The 24,688-nt window shown below is 61.9% G+C and carries 19 protein-coding genes, 1 tRNA gene and 1 pseudogene; 15 read left to right on the top strand and 6 right to left on the bottom strand.

Annotated elements, in window-relative coordinates:
* Window positions 1-276 precede the first annotated feature (276 nt).
* The 3 genes from REH34_RS14425 to REH34_RS14415 all read right to left on the bottom strand — a co-directional run bounded on the left by REH34_RS14425 (window position 277) and on the right by REH34_RS14415 (window position 2,467).
* Window positions 277-1,439 (bottom strand): IS3 family transposase gene (locus REH34_RS14425; protein ID WP_311971984.1). Its coding sequence is split into 2 segments (ribosomal slippage): window positions 277-1,184 and window positions 1,184-1,439, totalling 1,164 coding nucleotides; the frame shifts between segments, so codons are not numbered across the junction.
* Between the two features lie 48 nt (window positions 1,440-1,487).
* Window positions 1,488-2,285, bottom strand: coding sequence for a tyrosine-type recombinase/integrase (locus tag REH34_RS14420; protein ID WP_311971983.1), 798 nt, complete (start codon window positions 2,283-2,285; stop codon window positions 1,488-1,490).
* 105 nt (window positions 2,286-2,390) lie between these two features.
* Window positions 2,391-2,467, bottom strand: a tRNA-Arg gene (locus REH34_RS14415).
* Window positions 2,468-2,777: 310 nt separating this feature from the next.
* On the opposite strand from REH34_RS14415, the gene gabD reads away from it, so the two are divergent.
* The 3 genes from gabD to REH34_RS14400 all read left to right on the top strand — a co-directional run bounded on the left by gabD (window position 2,778) and on the right by REH34_RS14400 (window position 6,998).
* Complete coding sequence (gene gabD, locus REH34_RS14410) at window positions 2,778-4,220, top strand: NADP-dependent succinate-semialdehyde dehydrogenase (protein WP_311971982.1); 1,443 nt, start codon at window positions 2,778-2,780, stop codon at window positions 4,218-4,220.
* Between the two features lie 177 nt (window positions 4,221-4,397).
* The gene (gene gabT / locus REH34_RS14405) at window positions 4,398-5,678 is read left to right on the top strand and encodes a 4-aminobutyrate--2-oxoglutarate transaminase (RefSeq protein WP_226505389.1); all 1,281 of its coding nucleotides are present in this window, start codon (window positions 4,398-4,400) and stop codon (window positions 5,676-5,678) included.
* A 114-nt stretch (window positions 5,679-5,792) separates the two neighbouring features.
* Window positions 5,793-6,998 (top strand): response regulator, encoded by a 1,206-nt coding sequence (locus tag REH34_RS14400; protein WP_311971981.1) that lies wholly within the window; start codon window positions 5,793-5,795, stop codon window positions 6,996-6,998.
* 125 nt (window positions 6,999-7,123) lie between these two features.
* On the opposite strand, the gene REH34_RS14395 is transcribed toward REH34_RS14400, so the two are convergent.
* Window positions 7,124-8,110 (bottom strand): GGDEF domain-containing protein, encoded by a 987-nt coding sequence (locus tag REH34_RS14395; protein ID WP_409373325.1) that lies wholly within the window; start codon window positions 8,108-8,110, stop codon window positions 7,124-7,126.
* 161 nt (window positions 8,111-8,271) lie between these two features.
* Window positions 8,272-9,456 (bottom strand): delta-9 fatty acid desaturase DesA, encoded by a 1,185-nt coding sequence (gene desA / locus REH34_RS14390; RefSeq protein ID WP_311972095.1) that lies wholly within the window; start codon window positions 9,454-9,456, stop codon window positions 8,272-8,274.
* A 145-nt stretch (window positions 9,457-9,601) separates the two neighbouring features.
* Between desA and dibA the strand changes: the two genes are divergently transcribed.
* The 12 genes and pseudogenes from dibA (at window position 9,602) to REH34_RS14330 (ending at window position 23,825) form a co-directional block, all read left to right on the top strand.
* Window positions 9,602-11,506, top strand: a complete 1,905-nt coding sequence (gene dibA, locus REH34_RS14385; RefSeq protein WP_311971980.1) for a phosphodiesterase DibA — start codon at window positions 9,602-9,604, stop codon at window positions 11,504-11,506.
* A gap of 144 nt (window positions 11,507-11,650) precedes the next feature.
* Window positions 11,651-11,833 carry a sulfur starvation response protein OscA gene (gene oscA, locus REH34_RS14380; protein WP_226505393.1) on the top strand — a complete coding sequence of 61 codons (183 nt, stop codon included), beginning with the start codon at window positions 11,651-11,653 and terminating at the stop codon, window positions 11,831-11,833.
* 68 nt (window positions 11,834-11,901) lie between these two features.
* Complete coding sequence (locus REH34_RS14375) at window positions 11,902-12,912, top strand: sulfate ABC transporter substrate-binding protein (RefSeq protein WP_226505394.1); 1,011 nt, start codon at window positions 11,902-11,904, stop codon at window positions 12,910-12,912.
* Between the two features lie 131 nt (window positions 12,913-13,043).
* Complete coding sequence (gene cysT / locus REH34_RS14370) at window positions 13,044-13,862, top strand: sulfate ABC transporter permease subunit CysT (protein ID WP_226505395.1); 819 nt, start codon at window positions 13,044-13,046, stop codon at window positions 13,860-13,862.
* A 13-nt stretch (window positions 13,863-13,875) separates the two neighbouring features.
* Window positions 13,876-14,739, top strand: coding sequence for a sulfate ABC transporter permease subunit CysW (gene cysW, locus REH34_RS14365; RefSeq protein WP_226505396.1), 864 nt, complete (start codon window positions 13,876-13,878; stop codon window positions 14,737-14,739).
* Between the two features lie 3 nt (window positions 14,740-14,742).
* Window positions 14,743-15,732 (top strand): sulfate/molybdate ABC transporter ATP-binding protein, encoded by a 990-nt coding sequence (locus REH34_RS14360; protein WP_226505397.1) that lies wholly within the window; start codon window positions 14,743-14,745, stop codon window positions 15,730-15,732.
* Between the two features lie 237 nt (window positions 15,733-15,969).
* Entirely contained in the window at window positions 15,970-16,551 is a 582-nt protein-coding gene (locus tag REH34_RS14355; RefSeq protein WP_226505398.1) for an alpha/beta hydrolase, read from the top strand.
* 71 nt (window positions 16,552-16,622) lie between these two features.
* Window positions 16,623-17,441: pseudogene (locus tag REH34_RS14350) on the top strand (sigma 54-interacting transcriptional regulator); the annotation flags it as partial.
* A 119-nt stretch (window positions 17,442-17,560) separates the two neighbouring features.
* Window positions 17,561-18,346 (top strand): MetQ/NlpA family ABC transporter substrate-binding protein, encoded by a 786-nt coding sequence (locus REH34_RS14345; RefSeq protein ID WP_226505399.1) that lies wholly within the window; start codon window positions 17,561-17,563, stop codon window positions 18,344-18,346.
* A 255-nt stretch (window positions 18,347-18,601) separates the two neighbouring features.
* On the top strand, window positions 18,602-19,687 hold the full coding sequence (locus tag REH34_RS14340) for an efflux RND transporter periplasmic adaptor subunit (RefSeq protein WP_311971979.1): 1,086 nt from the start codon (window positions 18,602-18,604) through the stop codon (window positions 19,685-19,687).
* Window positions 19,684-20,748 carry an efflux RND transporter periplasmic adaptor subunit gene (locus tag REH34_RS14335; RefSeq protein WP_311971978.1) on the top strand — a complete coding sequence of 355 codons (1,065 nt, stop codon included), beginning with the start codon at window positions 19,684-19,686 and terminating at the stop codon, window positions 20,746-20,748. Before REH34_RS14340 ends, REH34_RS14335 begins: the two co-directional genes overlap by 4 nt.
* Window positions 20,745-23,825: an efflux RND transporter permease subunit gene (locus REH34_RS14330; RefSeq protein ID WP_226505402.1), complete on the top strand. Its 3,081-nt coding sequence runs from the start codon at window positions 20,745-20,747 to the stop codon at window positions 23,823-23,825. The genes REH34_RS14335 and REH34_RS14330 overlap by 4 nt, the downstream gene beginning before the upstream one ends.
* Before the next feature lie 123 nt (window positions 23,826-23,948).
* On the opposite strand, the gene REH34_RS14325 is transcribed toward REH34_RS14330, so the two are convergent.
* A complete protein-coding gene (locus REH34_RS14325; protein ID WP_311971977.1) occupies window positions 23,949-24,572 on the bottom strand; it encodes a class I SAM-dependent methyltransferase in 624 nt (207 codons plus the stop codon).
* Window positions 24,573-24,688: the final 116 nt, after the last annotated feature.

Below are 24,688 nucleotides of genomic sequence, written 5' to 3'. Positions count from 1 at the left end.
GTTAGCTGGGGTTAGCGAGTTTTCGCCCCGGTTAGTGGGGTGAGTGTGGCAAAATTGTGGCATTGGAAAACTGCCGTCGTCATTGGCAGCGTGGGTGGTGACCAAATTGACCCTTTGATTCACATCCATTAGCTGAACGGATCGGCTGCCGACCTACAGCTGACCAAAGCTCGTGCCGCATGAGCATCATCCGCGCTGGCTTTCAGCTAACGACTGGCGTGGTAGCCTTGCGCTATCACCAAGTTAAAGTTGGCGGTAACGTCAATCGTGTAGTGGTCAACTGATCCCGGACACTGAATTGAGTTTTTCCTCAGCGACCGCAGGCGCTAGCCCTTCGTTGAACTGATGCGGTCGCCGCCAGTTGTATCGCTCCATTAGGAATCGGCCGATATCCTGTTGCGCTAGCGCAGCGCTCATGTAGCCCACCGTCGGTATCCATTCTGTTTTCAGACTGCGAAACAGCCGCTCCATCGGCGCGTTATCGTGGCAGTTGCCGCGCCGACTCATGCTCTGTGTGAAGCGGTATCGCCATAGTCTTTGGCGGAAACTTCGGCTGCCATATTGGCTGCCCTGGTCGCTATGAAACAGTACGTTTTGCGGCCTGCCACGCTGCTCGTAAGCCATGTCCAGTGCCTTGATTACCAAGTCGGCGTCGGGCTTGGGTGAGAACGCCCAACCCACAACACGGCGGGCACAAAGGTCGATGACAGCTGCTAGATAGTGCCATCGACCTTCGGCCCAAACGTATGTGATGTCACCGCACCAGACCTTGTTTGGGGATGCGACGGTGAATCCTCGATCAAGCACGTTCGGAATATCAGGTCGCTCCACGGTCGCCTTTTTATAGGAATGCGAACCGGGCTGTTTGCTGATCAGGTTCATCTCGCGCATCAACTCGCGCACCTTGAATCGCCCGATCTGCATGCCGTCCTCTTTCATCATCAGCATGATGCTCCGGCTGCCCGCAGCGCTTCGGCTTTGCGTAAACAGCTCGTTCACGCGGCTGCGCAAAACCACCCGTTCGGCATCTGAATACCGGCGTTTTCGGCAGTACGCGTAGTAGCAAGATCGGGTTACTTCAAATACCGAGCACAACAGATCAATCGGCTCTTGAGCCCGCAATTGATCGATTAACGCGAACGCTCGTGTTCCTCGGCCATCAAGAGCGCGGTGGCCTTTTTTAAAATCGATTTCTCTCGTTCCAGGCGGTTGATTCGGGCTTCCAGTTCCTGGATTTTCTGCTGCTCGGGTGTCAGCGCTTTGCTTGTCGGTGTGGCACCGGCTCGTTCCTGCTGGAGCTGGTTGACCCACCGGCGCAAGGCCGACTCTACCAACCCAAGCGACTGGGCTGCATCAGCGTGGCTGTAGCCCTGGTCAAGCACCAAGCTGGCAGCTTCGCGCTTGAATTCGGGGGTGAAGGTACGTCGTTGTCTGCTCATCGAACACCTCTGTGTGGCGATCATTTTCGCCTAAAAAGGTGTCCGGGGTTAGTAGACCACTACATTAAGCAACTGAATAGCCTTCGGCGAAAGCGGGACGGTTCTGGGCAGTCCGTTCTTCGTCGCGGGTAGGTGCGCGGTTCTACGATCCAGGTTCACATGCTTCCAGCGCAGCTCGAAAATCCCGCCACGGCGCATTGCTGTCTCAAGCGCCAATTGGACGATGGGCCGTATCCAGGGGTTGTGTGATGCATCGGCGTAGGTCCCATCGGCACGTCGCTCACGAAGCTCCAAGGCTCCGAGCATGTATTGCTCTTCAATTGGATCGAGCCGTCGCGAGCGTTCGTCGTTGTAGCTGGGACGGCTGACCATCCGCACCGGATTCTCGGCAAGATGGATTCCCCACTCGCGGCGAGCGACTTCGATCACGCACTGAAACAAAGCCAGCTCACGCTTCACCGTATTGCCCTTGCGGATCTTCAGGCGCTCGTCACGGTAGCGGGCGAAATCTGAAGAGGTGAGGGTGGCGACGATGCGCGTCGCCAGCGGATGACGCTTGAGCGCTTCCAGGCGTTTGATTTCCGAATACGCGCCTTTGTGCTTCGGAGCAATTTCGGAGATGTAGCGATCAATGAGTTGATGAAAGGCGGTGCGTTCAGCCTCGACGCGAGAGACAAAGATGCCCCGGTCGATTTCGCTTTCGATCATGCGCGCCCAAGCTTGAGCATCGGATTTGGTTTCGAAGGTTTTGCGCTGGGCTGGATAGCCCTTACGGCGAATTTGCGCTTCCCACTGCCCTTTCCTAACGGCTGGGCCGCGATTCCTGATTGTTGCCATTTCGACCATTCCCGCCACACTTGAGTGTGGCAAATTTGTGGCAAAAATGACTTTCAGGACTAGGACAGGTTTCTGGCAGTGAAGCTAATCCCTTGTAATACAAGGGATAGAAGATGGTGCACCAGGCGGGATTCGAACCCACGACCCCTGCCTTCGGAGGGCAGTACTCTATCCAGCTGAGCTACTGGTGCAGCGCGGGCGCCATCATACCCATCTCGATACCCGTCGTCCATGGCGACGAACTGCACATCATTTCAGGATGTATGTGGTCAAACCCCACACAGTGAGTGGAAAAACCCACATCTGCCGCTACAATTGTTCTTTTTTTCGAACGGCCTATTGTCCTTTGGCCCCATAGATCCTAGGATTCGTTTGAGATTTCAAACGCTATTGTCTGGTCGCTGACGCCCTGCACCCACCTGTGCAAACCTTCGCTTCAGCCTGGGCACCTTTTCATATTTATCCTCGCGCCCGCCAACGGGTGCCGTTAAGGAAGCCGACATGCAGCTCAAAGATTCGTCCTTGTTCCGCCAGCAAGCCTATGTCGATGGTGCCTGGCTCGATGCGGACAGCGGTCAGACCATCAAGGTCAACAACCCAGCCACCAATGAAATCATCGGCACCGTGCCAAAAATGGGCGCCGCCGAGACTCGCCGTGCCATCGAGGCTGCCGACAAGGCGCTGCCGGCCTGGCGTGCTCTTACCGCTAAAGAGCGCTCGGGCAAGCTGCGTCGCTGGTACGAACTGATGCTCGAGAACCAGGACGACCTCGGCCGCCTGATGACACTGGAGCAGGGCAAGCCGCTGGCCGAGGCCAAGGGCGAGATCGCCTATGCCGCTTCCTTTATCGAGTGGTTTGCCGAAGAAGCCAAGCGCGTCTATGGCGACACCATTCCGGGCCACCAGCCGGACAAGCGCCTGATCGTCATCAAGCAGCCGATTGGCGTGACCGCCGCCATCACCCCGTGGAACTTCCCGGCGGCGATGATCACCCGTAAAGCCGGCCCGGCGCTGGCCGCCGGTTGCACCATGGTGCTCAAGCCCGCGTCGCAAACGCCGTTCTCGGCGTTGGCGCTGGCTGAGCTGGCTGAGCGTGCCGGCATCCCTAAAGGTGTGTTCAGCGTGGTCACCGGCAGCGCCGGCGACATCGGCAGCGAGCTGACCAGCAACCCGATCGTGCGTAAACTGAGCTTCACCGGCTCGACCGAAATCGGTCGCCAGTTGATGGCCGAGTGCGCCAAGGACATCAAGAAAGTCTCGCTGGAGCTGGGTGGCAACGCGCCCTTCATCGTGTTCGACGACGCGGACCTGGATAAGGCCGTCGAAGGCGCGATCATCTCCAAGTACCGCAACAACGGCCAGACCTGCGTGTGCGCCAACCGCCTGTACGTGCAGGACGGCGTGTACGACGCGTTCGCCGAGAAGCTCAAGGTCGCGGTGTCCAAGCTCAAGATCGGTAACGGTCTGGAAGACGGCATCACCACCGGCCCGCTGATCGACGACAAAGCCGTCGCCAAGGTCAAGGAACACATCGCCGACGCCCTGAGCAAAGGCGCCAAGGTGCTGACCGGTGGCAACGCGCTGGAAGGCAGTTTCTTCGAGCCGACCGTGCTGGTCAACGTCTCCAAGGACGCCGCCGTGGCCAAGGAAGAGACCTTCGGCCCACTGGCGCCGCTGTTCCGCTTTACCGATGAAGCCGAAGTCATCGCAATGGCCAACGACACCGAGTTCGGCCTGGCGTCGTACTTCTATGCCCGCGACCTGAGCCGCGTGTTCCGTGTCGCTGAAGCGCTGGAATACGGCATGGTCGGCATCAACACCGGCTTGATCTCCAACGAGGTCGCGCCGTTCGGTGGGATCAAGGCGTCGGGCCTGGGCCGTGAAGGCTCCAAGTACGGCATCGAGGACTATCTGGAAATCAAATACCTCTGCATTTCGGTCTGACCGGCAGCGGTAGTACCCACCCGTGGGGCGCGAGAGCGACGCTCCGCGGGCGTTTGGCCCGCACTATCATTTTCCAGTCGGGAGGCCGTGGCAGTCGATCATCGTATGCTGCCACCGTTGACCCTGGCTGTTTTCTCCTTGAACCACGCCGACCGATGAGCGGCGAATGAGGACATCATGAGCAAGACCAACGAATCCCTGATGCAGCGCCGCGTCGCTGCGGTACCCCGCGGCGTGGGCCAGATTCACCCGATCTTCGCCGAGTCGGCGCAGAACGCTACCGTGACTGACGTCGAAGGCCGCGAGTTCATCGATTTCGCCGGCGGTATTGCGGTGCTCAACACGGGCCACGTGCATCCAAAAGTGATCGCCGCCGTTGAGGCGCAACTGCACAAGCTCACCCACACCTGCTTCCAGGTGCTGGCGTACGAGCCGTACGTTGAAGTGTGCGAAAAAATCAACGCCAAGGTACCGGGCGACTTCGCCAAGAAGACCCTGCTGGTGACCACCGGTTCGGAAGCGGTCGAGAACGCCGTCAAGATCGCCCGTGCCGCTACCGGCCGTGCTGGCGTGATCGCCTTCACCGGCGCTTACCACGGCCGCACCATGATGACCTTGGGCCTGACCGGTAAAGTCGTGCCGTACTCGGCCGGCATGGGCCTGATGCCCGGCGGTGTGTTCCGCGCCCTGTACCCGTGCGAGCTGCATGGCGTCAGCGTCGACGACTCCATCGCCAGCATCGAGCGCATCTTCAAAAACGATGCCGAGCCCAAGGACATCGCCGCGATCATCATCGAGCCGGTTCAGGGCGAGGGTGGTTTCTATGTGGCGCCGAAGGCGTTCATGACCCGCTTGCGCGCGCTGTGCGACCAGCACGGCATTCTGCTGATCGCCGACGAAGTACAGACCGGCGCTGGCCGTACGGGCACCTTCTTCGCCATGGAGCAAATGGGCGTGGTTGCTGACCTGACCACTTTCGCCAAGTCGATCGCGGGCGGCTTCCCGCTGGCCGGCGTGTGCGGCAAGGCCGAGTACATGGATGCCATCGCTCCAGGTGGCCTGGGCGGCACCTACGCCGGTAGCCCGATCGCCTGTGCGGCGGCGTTGGCGGTGATGGAGGTGTTCGAAGAAGAGCACCTGCTGGATCGCAGCAAGTCGGTGGGCGAGCTGATCGTCACCGAGCTCAAGGCGATTCAGGCCAAGTACCCGGTCATCGGTGATGTCCGTGCTCTGGGCGCGATGATCGCCATCGAGCTGTTCGAAGGCGGTGACAGCCACAAGCCGAACGCTGCGGCAGTGGCGCAGGTGGTCTCCAAGGCTCGCGACAAGGGTCTGATCCTGCTGTCCTGCGGCACTTACGGCAACGTGTTGCGTATTCTGGTGCCGCTGACCGCGCCGGACGAGCAACTGAAGCAAGGCCTGGCCATCATCGAAGAGTGCTTCGCCGAACTGGCGTGAATTCTCATCGTTGAATGAAAAAACCCGCTTCGGCGGGTTTTTTTTTGCACAAACGGCAATACCGGCCGTTAATAAGTAGATCAATAGCCTTTTGATTGCAGGGAGCGACTGAAGATGAGCGAAGAGTCGGTGACGGCGCCGCGAATACTGATTGCGGAGACCGACCCTTGGACCCGTGACCTCCTGACCCAGATTATCCTGACCGTGCGCTGCGACGCCGTGGTGGACATCTGCGAGAACGGTTTGCAGGCGGTGGCCAGGCTGGCGCAGCATCCCGATCTGGTGCTGGCCTCGCGCGAGCTTTCGGGCGTGGATGGGCTGGACCTGTTGCGCCACGCGCGGCGGACCCGGTCGGATCGCATCCTGCCGTTCATCCTGATCAGCAGCCGCAGCGACGCCGCCAGCGTGCGCGAGGCCTTGCCGCTGGCGCCTACGGCGTATCTGACCAAACCCCTGAATGTCGAGTCGCTGCGCCAACGCCTCGAAACCTTGCTGCTCAGCGGCGGCGCCCCGGTGTTTTGCGAAGTGCCGGCGATCATGCCGGGGATGGTCCTCAATCGGTTTCTGGACAGCCGCCGCGAGCAGTCCGACGGTGCGCCGTTGTTGGCGGACGTGCAGGTGGCGGTCAAGCGCAGCCTGCAGGCTGATGGCTTGAACCTCAAGTTGCTGGAAGAAGAGGTGCGCGCCGATCCGCAGATCACTGCCGTACTCATCGCTGCCGCCAACAGTGCCGCGCAGCACCGCGAAGGCCCGGCGCAAACCCTGTTGCAGGCCATGAACCGACTGGGCGCGACCCAGAGCATGAACCTGATCCTGGGCCTGACGCTCAAGCGGGCCGCACGGCTCACCGACCCGCGCCTGGCCGAGCCTGCCGAGCACTATTGGAACTTGTCGTTGCACACCGCTGAATACGGGCGCACGTTGGCACGTTTGATGGGCCTCGATCAGGAACGTTGTTACTGCGCGGGGCTGCTGCACTGCCTGGGCGACCTGGCGCTGCTGCGCTGTCTGCAGGAATGGACCCTGGCCGGCGGTAGCCTTTCGGAAGAAGACATCCCCAACTCCCTGAAGCAATACGGTGCGGGTTTTGGCTCGGCGCTGCGCACGCGCTGGCGGCTGCCGCTGGAACTGCGCGAGCTGATCGCGGCGATCTACCAGTTGGGCGGCGGGGTGTATTCGCGTGATGCCTTGGCGATGAATCTGGCGGCGCAGATGGCTCGGCTCAAGCCGGGCGAGGATCTGGACGCGGTGATTAAAGGCAAGACCGCGCGGTTACTGAAGATCAGCCCGGTGGAGTTGCAGCGGATGCGACGTAGCTGAGTGCGTAGTGGCCTGATAGGTTGCGCGTCCCCAATGCTGTTCACTTTGCTTGCCCAGGTAAACGACTGTGGGAGCAAGGCTTGCCCGCGAAGAGGCCGGGCACTGCCAGCCCGTCTCGATAAAGACTACGCCAGCACGATCTGATTCTTGCCCTGACGCTTCGCTTGGTACATTGCCGTATCCGCGCGAGAAAACAACGCGTCGAGCATCTCGTCTTCCGGGCTCAGATTGGTCAGGCCCTGGCTCACCGTCACGCCGTATTGCTTGCCGTTGTGGTTGAAGCTCAGACGCTGAATTTCGCGCTGCAGGCGTTCGGCAATCTGCTTGGCCATCTCTGGCGCACAGCCTGGGAATACCGCCGCGAACTCTTCGCCACCGATGCGCCCGAATAGATCGCCGCGGCGCAACGCGCCTTTGCCGCTCTCAGCAATACGCTGCAGCACCTGATCGCCCGCAGGGTGGCCGTAGGAGTCGTTGATGATCTTGAAGTCGTCGATGTCCAGCAGCAGGAAGCCCATGGGCGTGCCGTCCAGCCTGGCCTGCTCGAACTCGCGATGGGCACACTCGAAGAAGTGCCGGCGGTTGCTGCTCTGGGTCAGCACGTCGGTGGTGGCCAGGCGTTGCAGCTCGCCTTCGAGGTGCTTCTTTTCGGTGATGTCCTCGGCGATGCCGACAACGATGACCTTGCTTGCATCCACTTGCTGATTGACGAAGCACTTGTCGCTGATCCAGCGCACTTGCCCGTCGGCGCGGATGATGCGGTATTCGCGGTCGACGACCGAGCCTTTCTCCAGCACCTCGGCCAGGGTACGTTCGGCGTAATCCAGGTCGTCAGGGTAGATGCTGTCGCGCCACTCGTTGTAGTCCGCCAGCAACAGTCCGGCCGAGCGCCCGAAAATGCGCTCGTAGGCCGGGCTGACATAGATCATCTGCTGGGTTTCCCAGTCGAACGCCCAGAGCACCGCATTGACGCTGACCAGCAGCGAGCTGAACAATTGCTCGCGCTCGCTCAGGCGTGCCACTTCCCCCTGAGCATGCATCAACGCCATCAATGTCTCAGCGGCTTCGGGCATCTGCTTGAACGGAATCGAATGCGGTTTTTTTATACCCATCATGGGTGCATCTCAAAAGGCGTGGGGTCTATGGCGAAATGCGCAAGCGATAGGCAGCCACGGCACTGCCCGCTGACACGGCGAGTATGTCCTGAGAGTAAAAAATTGTTACGAAGTTCCGACAGACGCCCCCTATTTACGGGGGCGTACCGATGGACGGCTCACGCCAGGGCAGGGCGCAGCGAGTAGGTTTTAAGCTGGGCGGCGAACTCGTGCAGCGATTGGATACCGCTGGTTTCAGCGTCCTGTACCCACTCCTTGATGGCGGCCAGCATGTCATGGCCGTTCGCGCTGGTTCGCGCCCAGATCAGCTGCAGTGCCAGGCGCTTCTCATAGATCACCTTGAGCGCGTGGCTGTGCTCCAGCATGCCCTGTATGCGCTGCTGGTGCCGATCATCGAGCAGGCTGGTTTCGCGCGACAGCAGGCGCTTGGCCCGGCGGAATTGGTGGCGCACCGACTGGTCGACGCGATCGAGCTCCTGTTGCACCAGCGGCGCGATCACCAGCTTGCGGTACTGCGCCATGATCTGGAATCGGTTGTTGAGGATGGCCATGGCGGTGTCCATGTCCAGGTGGCCCTTGCCTTCGACGCGGTGGGCGATCGGTGCCACGCGCTGCACCTTGGCCAAGCGCAGGGCGCTGAAGATGCGGATCCACATCCAGCCCATGTCGAATTCCCACTTGCGCACCGACAGCTTGGCCGAGTTCGGGTAGGTATGGTGGTTGTTGTGCAGCTCCTCGCCGCCCACGATGATGCCCCAGGGCACCAGATTGGTGGCTGCGTCACGGCACTCGAAGTTGCGATAGCCCATTGCGTGGCCCAGGCCGTTGATGACGCCGGCAGCCCAGGAGGGGATCCACATCATCTGCACGGCCCAGACGGTCAGGCCGAGCGCGCCGAACAAGGCGATATCGATGACCGCCATGATGGCGATGCCGCCCAGCTTGTAGCGGCTGTACAGGTTGCGTTCGATCCAGTCCTCGGGGCAGTTCTTGCCGTAGATACGCAGTGTTTCCGGGTTCTGCGCCTCGGCGCGATACAGCTCGGCGCCGGTGCGCAGAACCGTGCCCAGGCCCTTGATGACGGGGCTGTGCGGGTCGTCGACGGTCTCGCACTTGGCGTGGTGCTTGCGGTGGATGGCAGTCCACTCGCGGGTATTCTGGCCCGTGGTCAACCACAGCCAGAAACGAAAGAAGTGCTTGAGCCCGGCATTGAGCTCCAACGAGCGGTGCGCCGAATAGCGATGCAGGTAGATCGTGACGCTGAGGATGGTCACGTGAGTCAGCAACAGGGTGATGGCCACCAGTTGCCAAGGCGATAAATCGAGAAAACCGTTGTACCACATAGGCAAGAAAGCCCTCGGTAGAAAATGAAACCGTGACCGGCATTATCAACATGCGCCGGGATAAAACCAGTCGCGATTTTAAAGAATGGTGGCAGAATGTACGCTGCTTATAATCGCCGTTTCAGTGTAAGGGTTTTGCAACACAATGGCCGTACCCTCCCGAAATGCGCTGCGTGTAGCGCTGTCTTACCTTGCACTGTCGGTGCTCTGGTATGTGCTCACTGATCAAATATTGAGCAGATTTTTCGATAATTCCGTCCAAATTGCCCATGGGCAAATGATTAGCGGATATTTCTGGATCGTGCTCAGCGCCTTGGTGCTGCTGTTCGCGCGTTCCAGGCTGCTGCGTGACCTGGCTGCCGAGGGCTCCCAGCGCCGTGCCGAGCAAGACCGCCTGCGCATGGCCGCTGCGGTCTTCGACAGCACCCTTGAAGGCGTGCTGGTGACCAACGCTCAAGGACAGATCGTGCACGTCAACCGAGCGTTCATGGACATCACCGGTTACTGCGCTGAAGAGGTTATCGGCTGCAATCCGAGCAAGTTCAAGTCCGGTCGTCATGATCCTGCCTTCTACCATCAACTGTTCGCCGATCTCGATGCCAAGGGCGAATGGCATGGCGAGATCTGGAATCGGCGCAAAAGCGGCGAAGTGTACCCGCAATGGCAGACCATCCGCGTCATCCGGACCCCGCGTGGCGTCATTACCCATTATGTCGCAGTGTTTTCCGATGTCAGCGCGAGCAAGCGCTCGGCGCAAGAGCTGACCCGCCTGGCGCACCACGACCCACTCACCGAGTTGCCCAATCGCCTGTTGTTCAGCGACCGCGTCGAGCAATCGTTGAGCGCGGCGCGGGCGCACAAGCGTATTTGCGCGCTGTTGTTCATCGATCTCGATCATTTCCAGAGCGTCAACGATGGCCTCGGCCATGCGGCGGGTGATCGCCTGCTCAAGGCCGTCGCCCAGCGCCTGGAGGCGTTGATGGGTGAGAGCATGACCTTGGCGCGGCTGGGCGGCGACGAGTTTGCCGTGCTGATCGAGAACTGTGTACAGGTCGCCCAGGCCGCCGAACTGGCGCAGCGCCTGGCAAACGCGCTCAAGGAGCCGTTCACGCTCGACCAGCAAACGCTGTTCATGGGCGCCAGTGTGGGTATCAGCCTGTTCCCCGACGATGCCAGCAGCGCCGAGCAACTGCTGCGCAACGCCGACTCGGCACTGTTCAAGGCCAAGAACAGCGGTCGCGGCGGCTACGCCTTATATACCGAAGCGCTCACGGCCCACGCCCGCCAGCGTCTGGAGGTGGGCGCCGAACTGCGCCGGGCCTTGCAGCAGGAAGAACTGCGCGTCTATTACCAGCCGGTGCACGACCTCGGCAGCGGGGCCATGGTCGGCGTCGAGGCGCTGGTGCGCTGGATGCACCCGCAGCGCGGCCTGGTGCCGCCGATCGAGTTCATTCCGGTGGCCGAAGACAGCGGCTTGATCGTCGATATCGATCGTTGGGTCACGCGCCAGGCCTGCGAGCAGATGGTCGCCTGGCAGGCCCAAGGGCGAGCGCTGGAATTCGTTGCGGTCAATCTGTCGAGCCGGCTGTTCGGACACGCTGACCTGAATGCCGGGTTTGCCCAGGTCCTCGACAGCACCGGGCTGGACCCGGCGCTGCTGGAAGTGGAAGTGACGGAGAGCGCGGTCATGGACGACCCGGACCGTGCGCTGGAGCAGTTGCACAGCTTGCGCGCGCTGGGCCTGCGCCTGGCGATCGATGATTTCGGCACCGGTTATTCGTCGTTGCTGCGCCTCAAGCGCCTGCCCGTGCACAAGCTGAAGATCGACCAGGGCTTCGTGGCCGGTCTTCCAGATGACGAAGACGATATCGCCATCGTCCGCGCCATCATCGCTCTGGCCCACAGCATGGGCTTGCAGGTGCATGCCGAGGGCATCGAGCAGCCCGAGCAGGGCGAGTTCCTGCGCCGCCATGGCTGCGAACTTGGCCAGGGCTATGGCTTCGGTCGTCCTGTGCCTCCCGAGCAGCTTCAGTGGGCGCAGGCCTTGTAGCGACAGTAGCTGGCGGGCAGATTGAACAATGTTTATTTGGTTATATAAGCATTCTTAAATAGTCTTTTTAAGAATATCCCGCCTCTTTTATAGTTCGCTCAAGCCCTGCCTCAGCAGAGCACCCCTTGCCATAGGAGCATGATCATGAGCGCACCTCTGCGTAGTGTCGACGGACAGGACGAAGCCACCATCCTGCGTGAAATTCAAAGCGCGTTGCGCGATCTGCGCTTCGGTGCCGTGGAAATCACCGTGCACAACGCTCAGGTCGTGCAAATCGAGCGCAAGGAAAAATTCCGGCTTCAGCATCAGGGCAACAAGCCCAGCTGAGCCAATCGACTACCGTTTCACCCAAAGCGCCCATCAGAAGCGCGAACCACACTCCAGGAGCATCATTCATGTCGATTCGCCGTTATGCGTTGGCCGCCATCGCCAGCGCCGTATTTGCCGGTTCCGCCGTCGCCAAAGACTACGAACTGCTGAACGTGTCCTACGACCCGACCCGCGAGCTGTACCAGGACTACAACGCCGAATTCACCAGCTTCTGGACCAAGGATCACCCTGGCGACACCGTCAAGATCCAGCAATCCCACGGTGGTTCGGGCAAGCAAGGGCGTTCGGTGATCGATGGTTTGCGCGCTGACGTGGTGACTTTGGCCCTGGCCGGTGACATCGACGAAATCGCCAAGCTCGGCAAGACCCTGCCCGAAAACTGGCAGACCCGCCTGCCGGATGCCAGCACCCCGTACACATCGACCATCGTGTTCCTGGTGCGCAAGGGCAACCCCAAGGGCATCAAGGACTGGGGCGATCTGACCAAGGACGGCGTTTCGGTCATCACGCCTAATCCAAAAACCTCGGGTGGCGCGCGCTGGAACTTCCTGGCAGCCTACGCCTACGGCCTGAAAGCCAACGGCGGTGACGAAACCAAGGCCAAGGAATACCTCAAGACCCTGTTCAAGCACGTCCCGGTACTGGACACCGGTGCGCGTGGCTCGACCATCACCTTCGTCAACAACGGTCAGGGCGACGTCTTGCTGGCCTGGGAAAACGAAGCGCACCTGGCGCTGAAAGAAGACGGCGGCGACGCCAAGTTCGACATCGTCACCCCGTCGCTGTCGATCCTGGCCGAACCACCGGTCGCCGTGGTCGACAAGAACGCCGAGAAGAAGGGCAACGAAGAGATCGCCAAGGCGTACCTCGAGCACCTGTACAGCCCGGCCGGCCAGGAGATCGCAGCGAAGAACTTCTACCGCCCGCGTGACGAGAAGGTCGCGGCCAAATACGCTGCGCAATTCCCGAAACTCAACCTGGTTACTATCGACAAGGACTTCGGCGGCTGGAAAACTGCACAGCCGAAATTCTTCAACGATGGCGGGATTTTCGACCAGATCTATCAGGCGCAGTAATCAGCGCTTAGGCGGCTGGCCCCTTCGCGGTCAGAGACTGCTCCCACAGGCGTAAGCGTATCCTGTGGGAGCGGGCTCTCCCCCGCGAAGGGGCCAACGCGTATCTGCAATCTGCCAAACCAAGGACCACTATGTCGCGTCGTATCTCCCCCGTCATACCCGGCTTCGGGCTGACGCTGGGCTACACCATCGTGTACCTCAGTCTGATTGTGTTGATTCCTCTGGCGGCGATGTTCATCCATGCCGCCCAGCTGACCTGGGACCAGTTCTGGACCATCGTCACCGCACCACGGGTGCTGGCGGCGCTCAAGTTGAGCTTTGGCACGGCGCTGGCCGCCGCCATCATCAACGGCATCATCGGCACCTTGCTGGCCTGGGTGCTGGTGCGTTACACCTTCCCCGGTCGCAAGATCATCGACGCCATGATCGACCTGCCATTCGCCCTGCCCACGGCCGTGGCCGGGATCGCGCTCACCGCGCTGTATTCGCCCAACGGCCTGGTCGGCCGCTTCGCCACCGACCTGGGCTTCAAGATCGCCTACTCGCCGCTCGGCATCACCCTTGCGCTCACTTTCGTGACCCTGCCGTTCGTGGTCCGCACCGTGCAACCAGTGCTCGCCGACATCCCCCGTGAAGTCGAAGAAGCCGCCGCCTGCCTGGGCGCCAAGCCGCTGCAGGTGTTTCGCCACATCCTCGTGCCGGCCTTGCTGCCCGCCTGGCTGACCGGCTTCGCGCTGGCGTTGGCCCGGGGCGTGGGCGAGTACGGATCGGTGATCTTCATCGCCGGCAACATGCCGATGAAGACCGAAATCCTGCCGCTGCTGATCATGGTCAAGCTCGATCAATACGACTACACCGGCGCCACCGCCATCGGCGTGATGATGCTGGTGGTTTCCTTCATCATGTTGCTGCTGATCAACTTGCTGCAGCGGCGTATCGAAACCCCTTGAAGGAGCGCTGAACATGTCTTCGTCCACTACTTCGGCGGCCAATGCCGCGCGGCGTGGCAGCGTACTTTCACGGCGCATCCTGATCACCCTGGGCTGGCTGGTGTTCGCGTTGTTCCTGTTGCTGCCGCTGTTTATCGTGGTGTCCCAGGGGCTGAGTTCCGGCCTGGGCGCCTTCTTCACCGCTATCTTCGAGCCTGACGCGCTGTCGGCGCTGAAGCTGACCGTGCTGGCGGTGGTCATTTCGGTGCCGCTCAACTTGCTGTTCGGCGTGTGCGCGGCCTGGTGCGTGAGCAAGTACAGCTTCCGCGGCAAGACCATCCTGGTCACCCTGATCGACCTGCCGTTCTCGGTCTCGCCGGTGATCGCCGGCCTGGTCTACGTGTTGATGTTCGGCGCCCAGGGGTTGCTTGGGCCGTGGTTGCAGGATCACGACATCCAGATCGTCTTCGCCCTGCCGGGGATCGTGCTGGCGACCATCTTCGTCACTGTGCCCTTCGTCGCCCGCGAGCTGATCCCGCTGATGCAGGAGCAGGGCACTCAGGAAGAAGAGGCCGCGCGCCTGCTCGGTGCCAACGGCCTGCAGATGTTCTGGTACGTGACGGTGCCCAATATCAAGTGGGGCCTGATCTACGGCGTGGTGCTCTGCACGGCGCGGGCGATGGGCGAGTTCGGCGCGGTGTCGGTGGTGTCCGGGCACATCCGCGGGGTGACCAACACCTTGCCGCTGCACGTCGAGATCCTCTACAACGAATACAACCACGTGGCTGCGTTTGCAGTGGCCAGCCTGCTGCTGATCCTGGCGCTCTTTATCCTGCTGCTCAAGCAGTGGAGCGAGTCCCGTATTAACCGCCTGCGCAATAGCGCCGCGGAGGAATAAATCATGTCGATCGAAGTGCGTAACGTCAGCAAACGATTCAATGCCTTTCAGGCCCTCGACCGCATCGATCTGGACATCCAGAGCGGCGAGTTGGTGGCGCTGCTCGGGCCGTCGGGCTGTGGCAAGACCACCCTGCTGCGTATCATCGCCGGGCTGGAGACGCCGGATCAGGGCAATATCGTCTTCCATGGCGAAGACGTCTCGGGCCATGACGTGCGCGATCGCAACGTCGGCTTCGTGTTCCAGCACTACGCCTTGTTCCGCCATATGACAGTGTTCGACAACGTCGCCTTCGGCCTGCGCATGAAGCCCAAGGCCGAGCGCCCCAACGAGACCCGCATTGCCGAGAAGGTCCACGAGCTGCTGAACATGGTGCAGCTCGACTGGCTGGCCGATCGATATCCCGAGCAATTGTCCGGTGGCCAACGCCAGCGTATCGCCCTGGCCCGCGCGCTGGCGGTGGAGCCCAAGGTGCTGCTGCTCGACGAGCCCTTCGGCGCACTGGATGCCAAGGTGCGCAAGGAGCTGCGCCGCTGGCTGGCGCGCCTGCACGAAGACATCAACCTGACCTCGGTGTTCGTGACCCACGACCAGGAAGAAGCCATGGAAGTGGCCGACCGCATCGTGGTGATGAACAAGGGCAAGATCGAGCAGATCGGCTCGCCGGGGCAGGTCTACGAGAACCCGGCCAGCGATTTCGTCTATCACTTCCTCGGCGACTCCAATCGTCTGCATCTGGGCGGTGAAGAGCACGTGCTGTTCCGCCCCCACGAGGTGTCGCTGTCGCGCAGCGAGCTGGAAGACCACCACGCCGCCGAAGTACGCGATATCCGCCCACTGGGTGCGACGACGCGAGTGACGTTGAAGGTGGAAGGCCAGCCGGACTTGATCGAGGCTGAGGTGGTCAAGGATCACGACAGCCTGGTGGGCCTGGCGCGCGGCGAGACGTTGTTCTTCAAGCCGAAGGTGTGGCAGAAGGTTTCGGGCATCTAGGCAGGTTTGGTGGCGCCTGTGATGGCCACCTCGCCGCCGGAGCTGCGAGCCTGCTCCCACGGGTCTACAAGAAGCCTGTGGGGGCGTGCTATGCCCGCAGGCCGTTATAACGGCTGATAAACTTTTTTATGTGCTTTTTAGTTATTAATAAATAGCCTCTTATTCCTTAGAGAATATAAAACTCGCCCCTATACTAAGCCTCTGACAACGTATTTTTTTGGCAGGAGGCTCCCTCTCATGCGCAACGACTCCATCCGCTACCTGATCGTGCCGGGCTGGCAAGGCTCTGCCGATGATCATTGGCAGAGCCATTGGCAGCGCAGCCTGCCGAACAGCAGCCGTGTCGAGCAGGCCGACTGGATGACGCCGTCGTGCGCGGATTGGGTCGCGGCGCTCGAGCAGTCGATCATCGCCGCCGCCGGCCCGGTCATCCTCATCGCTCACAGCCTGGGCTGCATGGCCGTGGTGCACTGGGCTGCGCAGGCGCCTCGCGCACTGTTGCAGCAAGTCCAGGGTGTGCTGCTGGTGGCGCCGGCCGATGTCGAGCGTCCCAACTGCCCGCCAGCGCTGCAGAATTTCGCACCGATCCCACGGCACTTGCTGCCGTTCCCGAGCCAGGTGGTGAGCTCCGACAACGATGCGGCCATCAGCGCTACGCGGGCGATGGAACTTGCCCGTGACTGGGGTGCCGAAATCGGCATCCTCACCGGTGCCGGCCACATCAATGTCAAGTCCGGACATCAGCGCTGGGAGCAGGGGTTCGCCTACCTGTATCGCCTGCAAAGCCGTCTGGAGCAAGGGTCGCTGCGCCGCGCCTGACGCCACAAGGTTTTTCCAAAATTCGTTCTTATAACGCTGCCACCCCCATTGGGTGACGGCGGGAGTTTCCCATGAGTGTGCAAGACCTTTTCGCCCAGCCATTGCTGACCTTCCCCGATGCCGAAAAGAGCCCGTTGAGCATCCGTGCCAAGGCGCTGGTGTTTGTCGATCCACGCTCGCGGCAGCTGCGCGAGCAGCTCGAGACCCTGGCCCCGAAGTCGGTGCCGGTGCTCATCCACGGTGAAACAGGCACGGGCAAGGAACTGCTGGCCCGGCACATTCACCGTGGCAGCGATCGTGCCGGTCTGTTCGTGTCGGTCAATTGCGGGGCGATCAGCCCGACCTATGCCGATGCCGAATTGTTCGGGTATGCCGCCGGCGCCCACAGCGGCTCGGTCAGCAGCCGTGCCGGGTGGTTTGGTTCGGCCAACGGCGGCACCCTGTACCTGGACGAGATCGGTGATTTGCCGCTGGCCATCCAGACCAAACTGCTGGCCGCGTTGGAGAATCACGAAGTGACGCGGGTCGGTGCCCATCAGCCCAGCCCCGTGGACGTGCGCCTGGTGGCGGCCACCAGCATCGACCTGTCCAAGGCTGTAGCGGCGGGTAAATTCCACGAGCGCCTGCTTCGTTATCTGCACGAAGGTGTACTGGAGCTGCCGCCCTTGCGTGATCGCCCGGGCGACATCCCTTCGCTGGCCGAATATTTCCTCGGTATCTACAGCCAGCGCCTGGGCCTGGCGGTGCCGTTGATCAGCGATGCCGCGCAGCAATTGCTCGACCAGCACCCGTGGCCGGGGAACACTCGCGAGCTGGAGAACGTCATACATTTTGCCCTGCTGGTCAGCAGTGCGGACGTGATCCTGCCCGAGCATCTCAATCTGCCGATCGGGCTTGCTACAAAATAGATATAAGTACCTGATTAAACGGTATTTCTGCATCGCTACCAGAGTCGGTATCGTCGCGCGCAAGCCAGCTCGCTGGCGCCCTTATAAAATCGAGATCATCCATGAAAAAGACTTTGTTGTTGACCGCTTTCGCCGCCGCTCTGTCCCTGGCAGGCTTCGCCCATGCCGGCGAAAAACTGGTGGTCGCGGCCACGCCTATCCCGCACGCCGAGATCCTCGAGCTGATCAAGCCGACCCTGGCCAAAGAAGGCGTGGACCTGGAAATCAAAGTCTTCACCGACTATGTGCAGCCGAACGTGCAGGTCGCCGAGAAGCATCTGGACGCCAACTACTTCCAGACCAAACCGTACCTGGACAACTTCAACAAAGGCAAAGGCACCAACCTGATCACCGTTGTCGGCGTGCACGTCGAACCCTTTGGCGGTTACTCGAAGAAGGTCACCAAACTGGCTGATCTGAAAGACGGCGCCACCGTGGCCATTCCTAACGAGGGCAGCAACAGCGGCCGCGCCTTGCTGCTGCTGCAAAAATCCGGCTTGATCACCCTGAAAGATCCGACCAACGCCCTGGCCACGCCGAAAGACATCGTCAAGAACGACAAGCACCTGAAGTTCAAGGAGCTTGAGTCGGCCATGCTGCCGCGCGTACTGGACCAGGTCGATCTGGACATGATCAACACCAACTACGCGCTGGAAGCGGGCCTGAACCCGGCCAAGGATGCGCTGGTGATCGAAGGCGCCGATTCGCCGTACGTGAACTTCCTGGTGGCACGTCCTGACAACCAGAACAGCGACGCCATTCAGAAGCTGGCCAAGGCGCTGACCAGCCCTGAGGTCAAAGCCTTCATCGCGGAAAAATACAAAGGCGCCGTACTTCCTGCGTTCTAAGCCTTTAGCCTGAACCCATGTAGCGAGGGGGCTTGCCCCCGAAAGATCTTCGCCCTCCTCGGATTTTTGCAGGGAGGCGAGATTTTTCGGGGCAAGCCCCCTCGCTGCATCTGTATGGCGGATCCGCCAAAATTGGGTTCGTGCGTGTCATGCGTGCATAGCAAATGCTATAAGGAACCCTTTCAGCCCGCTCGCAGTCGCATAGTCACTGCGCGCCCCCCTCTCGATCATTTCAGCGCACGCAAAGGAGCCTGCATGGCTGTCTCTTTCTCACGGTGGCGGCTCGGCCTGTGCCTGGTCAGCCTCCTGGCCCTGTCTGCTTGCGACGATGCCCCGCCAGCGGCGCCCGAGCTGGTCCGCGTGCGGGTACAGCCGGTACAACCCGCCGATTTTGCCAGCACCGCCAACATGACCGGTGATATTCAGGCCCGCGTGCAGACTGAGCTGTCGTTCCGCGTGGGCGGCAAGATCGTCCAGCGCAAGGTCGAAGTCGGCGATCGAGTCACCGCCAAGCAGGTGCTGGCGCAGCTCGACCCCAAGGACCTGCAGGTCAATGTCGATTCCGCCAAGGCCGAGGTCGGCGCCGAGCAGGCACGGGTCACGCAGGCCCAGGCCGCCTTCGAGCGTCAGGCCAAGTTGCTGCCCAAGGGCTACACCAGCCGCAGTGAATACGATTCCGCCCAAGCGTCGCTGCGCAGCAGCCAGAGCGCCCTGGCCGCTGCCAACGCGCAGCTGGCCAACGCCCGCGAGCAGCTGGGTTATACGGCGCTGGTGGCCGATGCGCCGGGCGTCATCACGGCACGCAAGGCCGAGGTCGGGCAGGTGGTGCAGGCCACCGCGCCGATCTTCAGCCTGGCCCGTGATGGCGAGCGCGATGCGGTCTTCAACGTGTACGAATCGCTGTTCGTGCAGCCACCCACCGATCAGCCCGTCACGGTCAGCTTGCTCGAAAATCCGGCGATCAAAGCCACCGGGCGCATTCGTGAAATCACCCCAGCGGTCTCGGCCGACACCGGCACGCTGCAGGTCAAGGTGGCACTGTCGCAGGTGCCCGCGCAAATGCCACTGGGCGCGGTGGTCAGCGGCGCGCTGGTAGGCCAGGGCAAATCCAGCGTCTCGCTGCCGTGGGCGGCGTTGACCAAGGACGCCAAGGACCCTGCCGTATGGCTGGTCGACAACGACAGCAAGGTCGCCTTGCAGCGGGTCACGGTGGGCCGTTACCTCACCGGCCAGGTGATCATCAGCGACGGCCTGGATCAAGGCCAGCGAGTGGTAGTCGCCGGGGGCCAGTTGCTGCACCCCGGCATGCAGGTTGAAGTGGCTGATGAGGTCAAGCAATGAAGCGGGCTCTACTGACCGGTTGTCTGTTGCTGTGCGCCTGCTCCAAGGAACAACCGCCACCCGAACCCGTACGTCCGGTGCTGTCGATGCTGGTCAGCGCGCAGGATCAGGCTCAACTGGGGCGCTTCGCTGGCACTGTCGAGGCGCGCTATCAAAGTACCTTGGGCTTTCGCGTGGCCGGGCGCATCGCCCGCCGCGAAGTCGATGTCGGCGCTCAGGTGCAGGCCGATCAACTGCTGGCCGTGCTTGACCCCACCGATCAACAGAATCGCCTGCGCTCCAACCAGGGCGACCTGGCTCGGGTCGAGGCGCAATACATCAACGCCCAGGCCAATGCCCGTCGCCAGCAAGAGCTGTTCGACCGTGGCGTCGGCGCCCAGGCCGGGTTGGACATCGCCCTGACCGACCTGAAAACCGCCAAGGCCTCCCGTGATCAAGCCCAGGCCGCCGTCAGCCAGGGCCGCGACGAGCTCAGCTACAGCGAGCTGCGCGCCGATCATGCGGCCATCGTCACCCAATGGCAGGCCGAGGCCGGGCAGACCGTCGCCGCGGGCCAGCAGATCGTCACCCTCGCGCGGCCGGACATCAAGGAAGCGGTCATCGACCTGCCCTCCGAGCTGGCCTCGCGCTTGCCGCTCGGCGTGCAGATGCAGGTCTCGGCGCAACTCGATCCCAGCCAGCAGACCACCGGCGTGGTGCGAGAAATCGAACCCCAGGCCGACAGCAGCACTCGCACCCGCCGTGCGCGCCTGACGCTGGCCGACACGCCCGCAGGCTTTCGCCTCGGCACGGCCATCAGTGTGACCCTCAGCTCGGCGATCGCGCCGCAGATCGAACTGCCGCTCAGCACCCTGCTCGAAACCGACGGCAAGACCCAGGTGTGGGTAATCGATCCGCAGGCCAGTACCGTGTCAGTGCGTGACGTTCAAGTGCTCTCGCGCAGTGCCGGCCTGGCGTTGATCGGCAACGGCGTCAAGCCCGGCGAGCGCGTGGTGACCGCCGGCGTCCACAGCCTCAAACCGGGCCAGAAAATAAAAATAGATGAGGAAGGCCCGCAATGAAAGGGAGCTTCAACCTGTCCGACTGGGCCATCAAGCACCAGTCGTTCGTGTGGTACCTGATGTTCGTCGGCCTGCTGATGGGGGTCTTCTCGTACCTCAATCTGGGCCGCGAGGAAGACCCGTCCTTCACCATCAAGACCATGGTCATCCAGACCCGCTGGCCCGGTGCGACTCAGGAAGAAACCCTCAAGCAGGTCACCGACCGCATCGAGAAGAAACTCGAAGAGCTGGACTCCCTCGACTACACCAAAAGCTATACCCGCCCTGGTGAGTCGACGGTGTTCGTGTATCTGCGCGACACCACCAACGCCAAGGCGATTCCGCAGATCTGGTACGAAGTGCGCAAGAAGATCGACGATATTCGCGGCGACTTCCCCCAGGGCCTGCAAGGGCCGGCCTTCAACGATGAATTCGGTGACGTGTTCGGTTCCATCTACGCCTTCACCGCCGACGGCATGAGCATGCGCCAGCTGCGCGATTACGTGGAGCAAGTGCGCAGCGATATCCGCTCGGTGCCCAACCTGGGCAAGGTGCAGATGATCGGCGCCCAGGACGAGGTGATCTACCTCAACTTCTCGACCCGCAAGCTGGCTGCGCTGGGCCTGGATCAGAACCAGGTCGTGCAGGCTCTGCAGGCGCAGAATGCGGTGACGCCGGCAGGGGTGATCGAGGCTGGACCGGAGCGCATCAGCGTGCGCACCTCGGGGCAGTTCAAGTCGGAAAAGGACCTGGAGAACGTCAACCTGCGGGTCAATGATCGCTTCTATCGTCTTGCCGATGTGGCCGAGATCGTGCGCGGCTACACCGATCCGCCCAAGCCGCTGTTCCGCTACAACGGCCAGCCGGCGATCGGCCTGGCCATCGCCATGCGCAAAGGTGGCAACATCCAGTCGTTCGGCAAATCGCTGCACGAACGCATGACCGCGTCCACCGCCGACTTGCCGGTGGGCGTGGGCGTGCATGTGGTGTCCGATCAGGCCGAGGTAGTGGAGAAAGCCGTCGGCGGCTTTACCAGTGCGCTGTTCGAAGCGGTGGTCATCGTGCTGATCGTGAGTTTCATCAGCCTGGGCATGCGCGCCGGATTGGTGGTGGCCTGCTCGATCCCGCTGGTGCTGGCGATGGTGTTCGTGTTCATGGAATACAGCGGCATCACCATGCAGCGGATTTCCCTCGGAGCGCTGATCATTGCCCTCGGCCTGCTGGTGGACGACGCCATGATCACCGTGGAGATGATGGTCACCCGCCTCGAGAAGGGCGACACCCGTGAACAGGCGGCCACCTACGCCTATCACTCGACCGCCTTCCCGATGCTCACCGGCACGCTGGTGACGGTGGCGGGCTTCGTGCCCATCGGCCTCAACAACAGTTCCGCCGGGGAATACACCTTCACCCTGTTTGCGGTGATCGCCGTAGCGATGCTGGTGTCCTGGGCGGTGGCCGTGGTGTTTGCGCCGGTGATCGGCGTGCACATCCTCAGCAGCAAGAACGTCAAGCCCCATAGCGATGAGCCCGGGCGCATCGGCCGCGGTTTGAATCACGGCCTGCTGTTCGCCATGCGCCATCGCTGGCTGACCATCGGCTTCACCATCCTGTTGTTCGCCGTGGCGCTGTTTTGCATGCGCTTCGTGCAGAACCAGTTCTTCCCTTCGTCCGATCGGCCGGAAGTGCTGGTGGACCTCAATCTGCCGCAGAACGCCTCGATCAACGAGACCCGACGCACCGTCGACAGGCTCGAAGCCACGCTCAAGGACGACCCGGACATCGCGCGCTGGAGCACCTACATCGGCCAGGGCGCGATTCGTTTCTACCTGCCGCTCGACCAGCAGCTTGAGAACCCCTATTACGCGCAGCTGATCATCGTCAGCAAGGGCCTGGAGGAGCGCGGTGCGCTGATGACCCGGTTGCGCGAGCGCCTGCGCAAGGATTTCGTCGGCATCGGCAGCTATGTGCAAACGCTGGAGATGGGCCCGCCGGTGGGCCGGCCGATCCAGTATCGGGTCAGCGGCAAGGACCTCGATCAGGTGCGCAAGCATGCTATTGAGTTGGGGGCCTTGCTGGACACCAATCAGCATGTCGCGGACACCATCTACGACTGGAACGAGCCCGGCAAGGTGCTGCGCATTGATATCGCTCAGGACAAGGCCCGGCAACTGGGGCTGTCGTCCGAGGACGTGGCCAAGCTGATGAACAGCATCGTCAGCGGTGCGGCAGTCACTCAGGTCAACGACGATATCTACTTGGTCAACGTGGTCGGCCGCGCCGAGGATGCCGAGCGCAACTCGCCGGAAACCCTGCAGAACCTGCAGATCGTCACCCCCCGTGGCGTGTCGATCCCGCTGCTGGCGTTCGCGACCGTGCGCTACGAACTGGAGCAGCCGCTGGTGTGGCGCCGTGATCGGCACCCGACCATCACCCTCAAGGCGGCCGTGCGCGATCAGATCCAGCCGACCGACCTGGTGAACCAGCTCAAGCCGCAGATCGACAAGTTCGCCGCCGGCCTGCCGCCAGGCTACAAGGTGGCCACGGGCGGTACGGTGGAGGAGAGCGGCAAGGCGCAGGGCCCGATCGCCAGCGTGGTGCCGTTGATGCTGTTTTTGATGGCGACCTTCCTGATGATCCAACTGCACAGTGTGCAGAAGATGTTCCTGGTGGCCAGCGTGGCACCGCTGGGGCTGATCGGCGTGGTGCTTGCGCTGGTGCCGACCGGCACGCCCATGGGCTTCGTGGCGATTCTGGGGATCCTGGCGCTGATCGGCATCATCATCCGCAACTCGGTAATCCTGGTAACGCAGATCGACGAGTATGAGCGTGACGGCTACCTGCCTTGGGACGCGGTGCTGGAGGCAACCCAACACCGGCGCCGGCCGATCCTGCTGACGGCCGCAGCGGCCAGCCTGGGCATGATCCCTATCGCCCGCGAAGTGTTCTGGGGGCCGATGGCCTACGCGATGATCGGCGGCATTATCATCGCCACGCTACTGACGTTGCTGTTCCTGCCGGCGCTGTATGTGGCTTGGTATCGGATCAAGGAACCGACGGAAGGCGAGCGTAAAGAGCAGCATCCAGCTAACGCCTGATCGCCTGCTGCCCCCCCCGCTATCGAGGGGGCTTGCGCCCGATCCGGTGTCGATGCCGAGGTTGCTGGCACCATTCTTCGGCGCCGGACGCGCAGGCCCCTCGCTACAGGTCATGGCGGGTAATCAGCGGCGCCACACACTCGCCAGCCATGGCTGCTGCTCGCGCGGCAGCCCGGCGGGTCGGTAGTAGTGCTCCAGCTCGCTGAAACCGGCCGCGGTCAGCAGCGCGGTCCAGCTGGCCAGATCGTGATATGCGCCGTAGCGCTGGCCTTTCCAGCCTTCCTGATTGTCGCCCCGGGGGTTGGAGCTGAACAGCGCGCCGCCTGGCTTGAGGGTGGCATGCAGCTGACGCAGGACCCTCGGCAGCTCCTGAGCCGGCACGTGGAACAGCGAGGCATTGGCGAAGATGCCGTCGAAACGCGCTTCAGGCAGATCCAGCTGCAAAAAATCCTGATGCCAGACCTCGCAGCCGCTGTCGGCGCGGGCCATTTCGGCGAAGCGCTCGGTGCCGTCGAGGCCGACGGCAACATGGCCCAGGCGGGTGAAGGTCTGCAGGTCACGGCCAGGGCCGCAGCCGAAATCGAGGATGTGCCACGGGGCGGGGCCCTGCAGGTGACGCAACAGCGCCTCGATGTTCTGGCTGACGTCGTGGTCGCGCGTGCCTTGGCGGAAGTCTTCGGCAACCGCCTCGTAGTTGCTCAGGGTCGTGGTGGTGATGTGTTCGAGGTCTTGCGAGTCGAGTTTCATGGCGCTGTCGATGGCTGGGTGAAGTGGGGTAGATCATAGGGCAACAGACGTATACCGGGTGATTTCCTGTCGTGACATCGGGGGGATGTTCTGATGGCTTTGCGCAAGCTGTACCG

It is taken from the genome of Pseudomonas baltica, from assembly GCF_031880315.1.
Lineage (GTDB): Bacteria > Pseudomonadota > Gammaproteobacteria > Pseudomonadales > Pseudomonadaceae > Aquipseudomonas.
The sequence above is the reverse complement of the archived record's forward strand: the minus strand, read 5'-3'. Positions and strand labels throughout refer to the sequence as shown.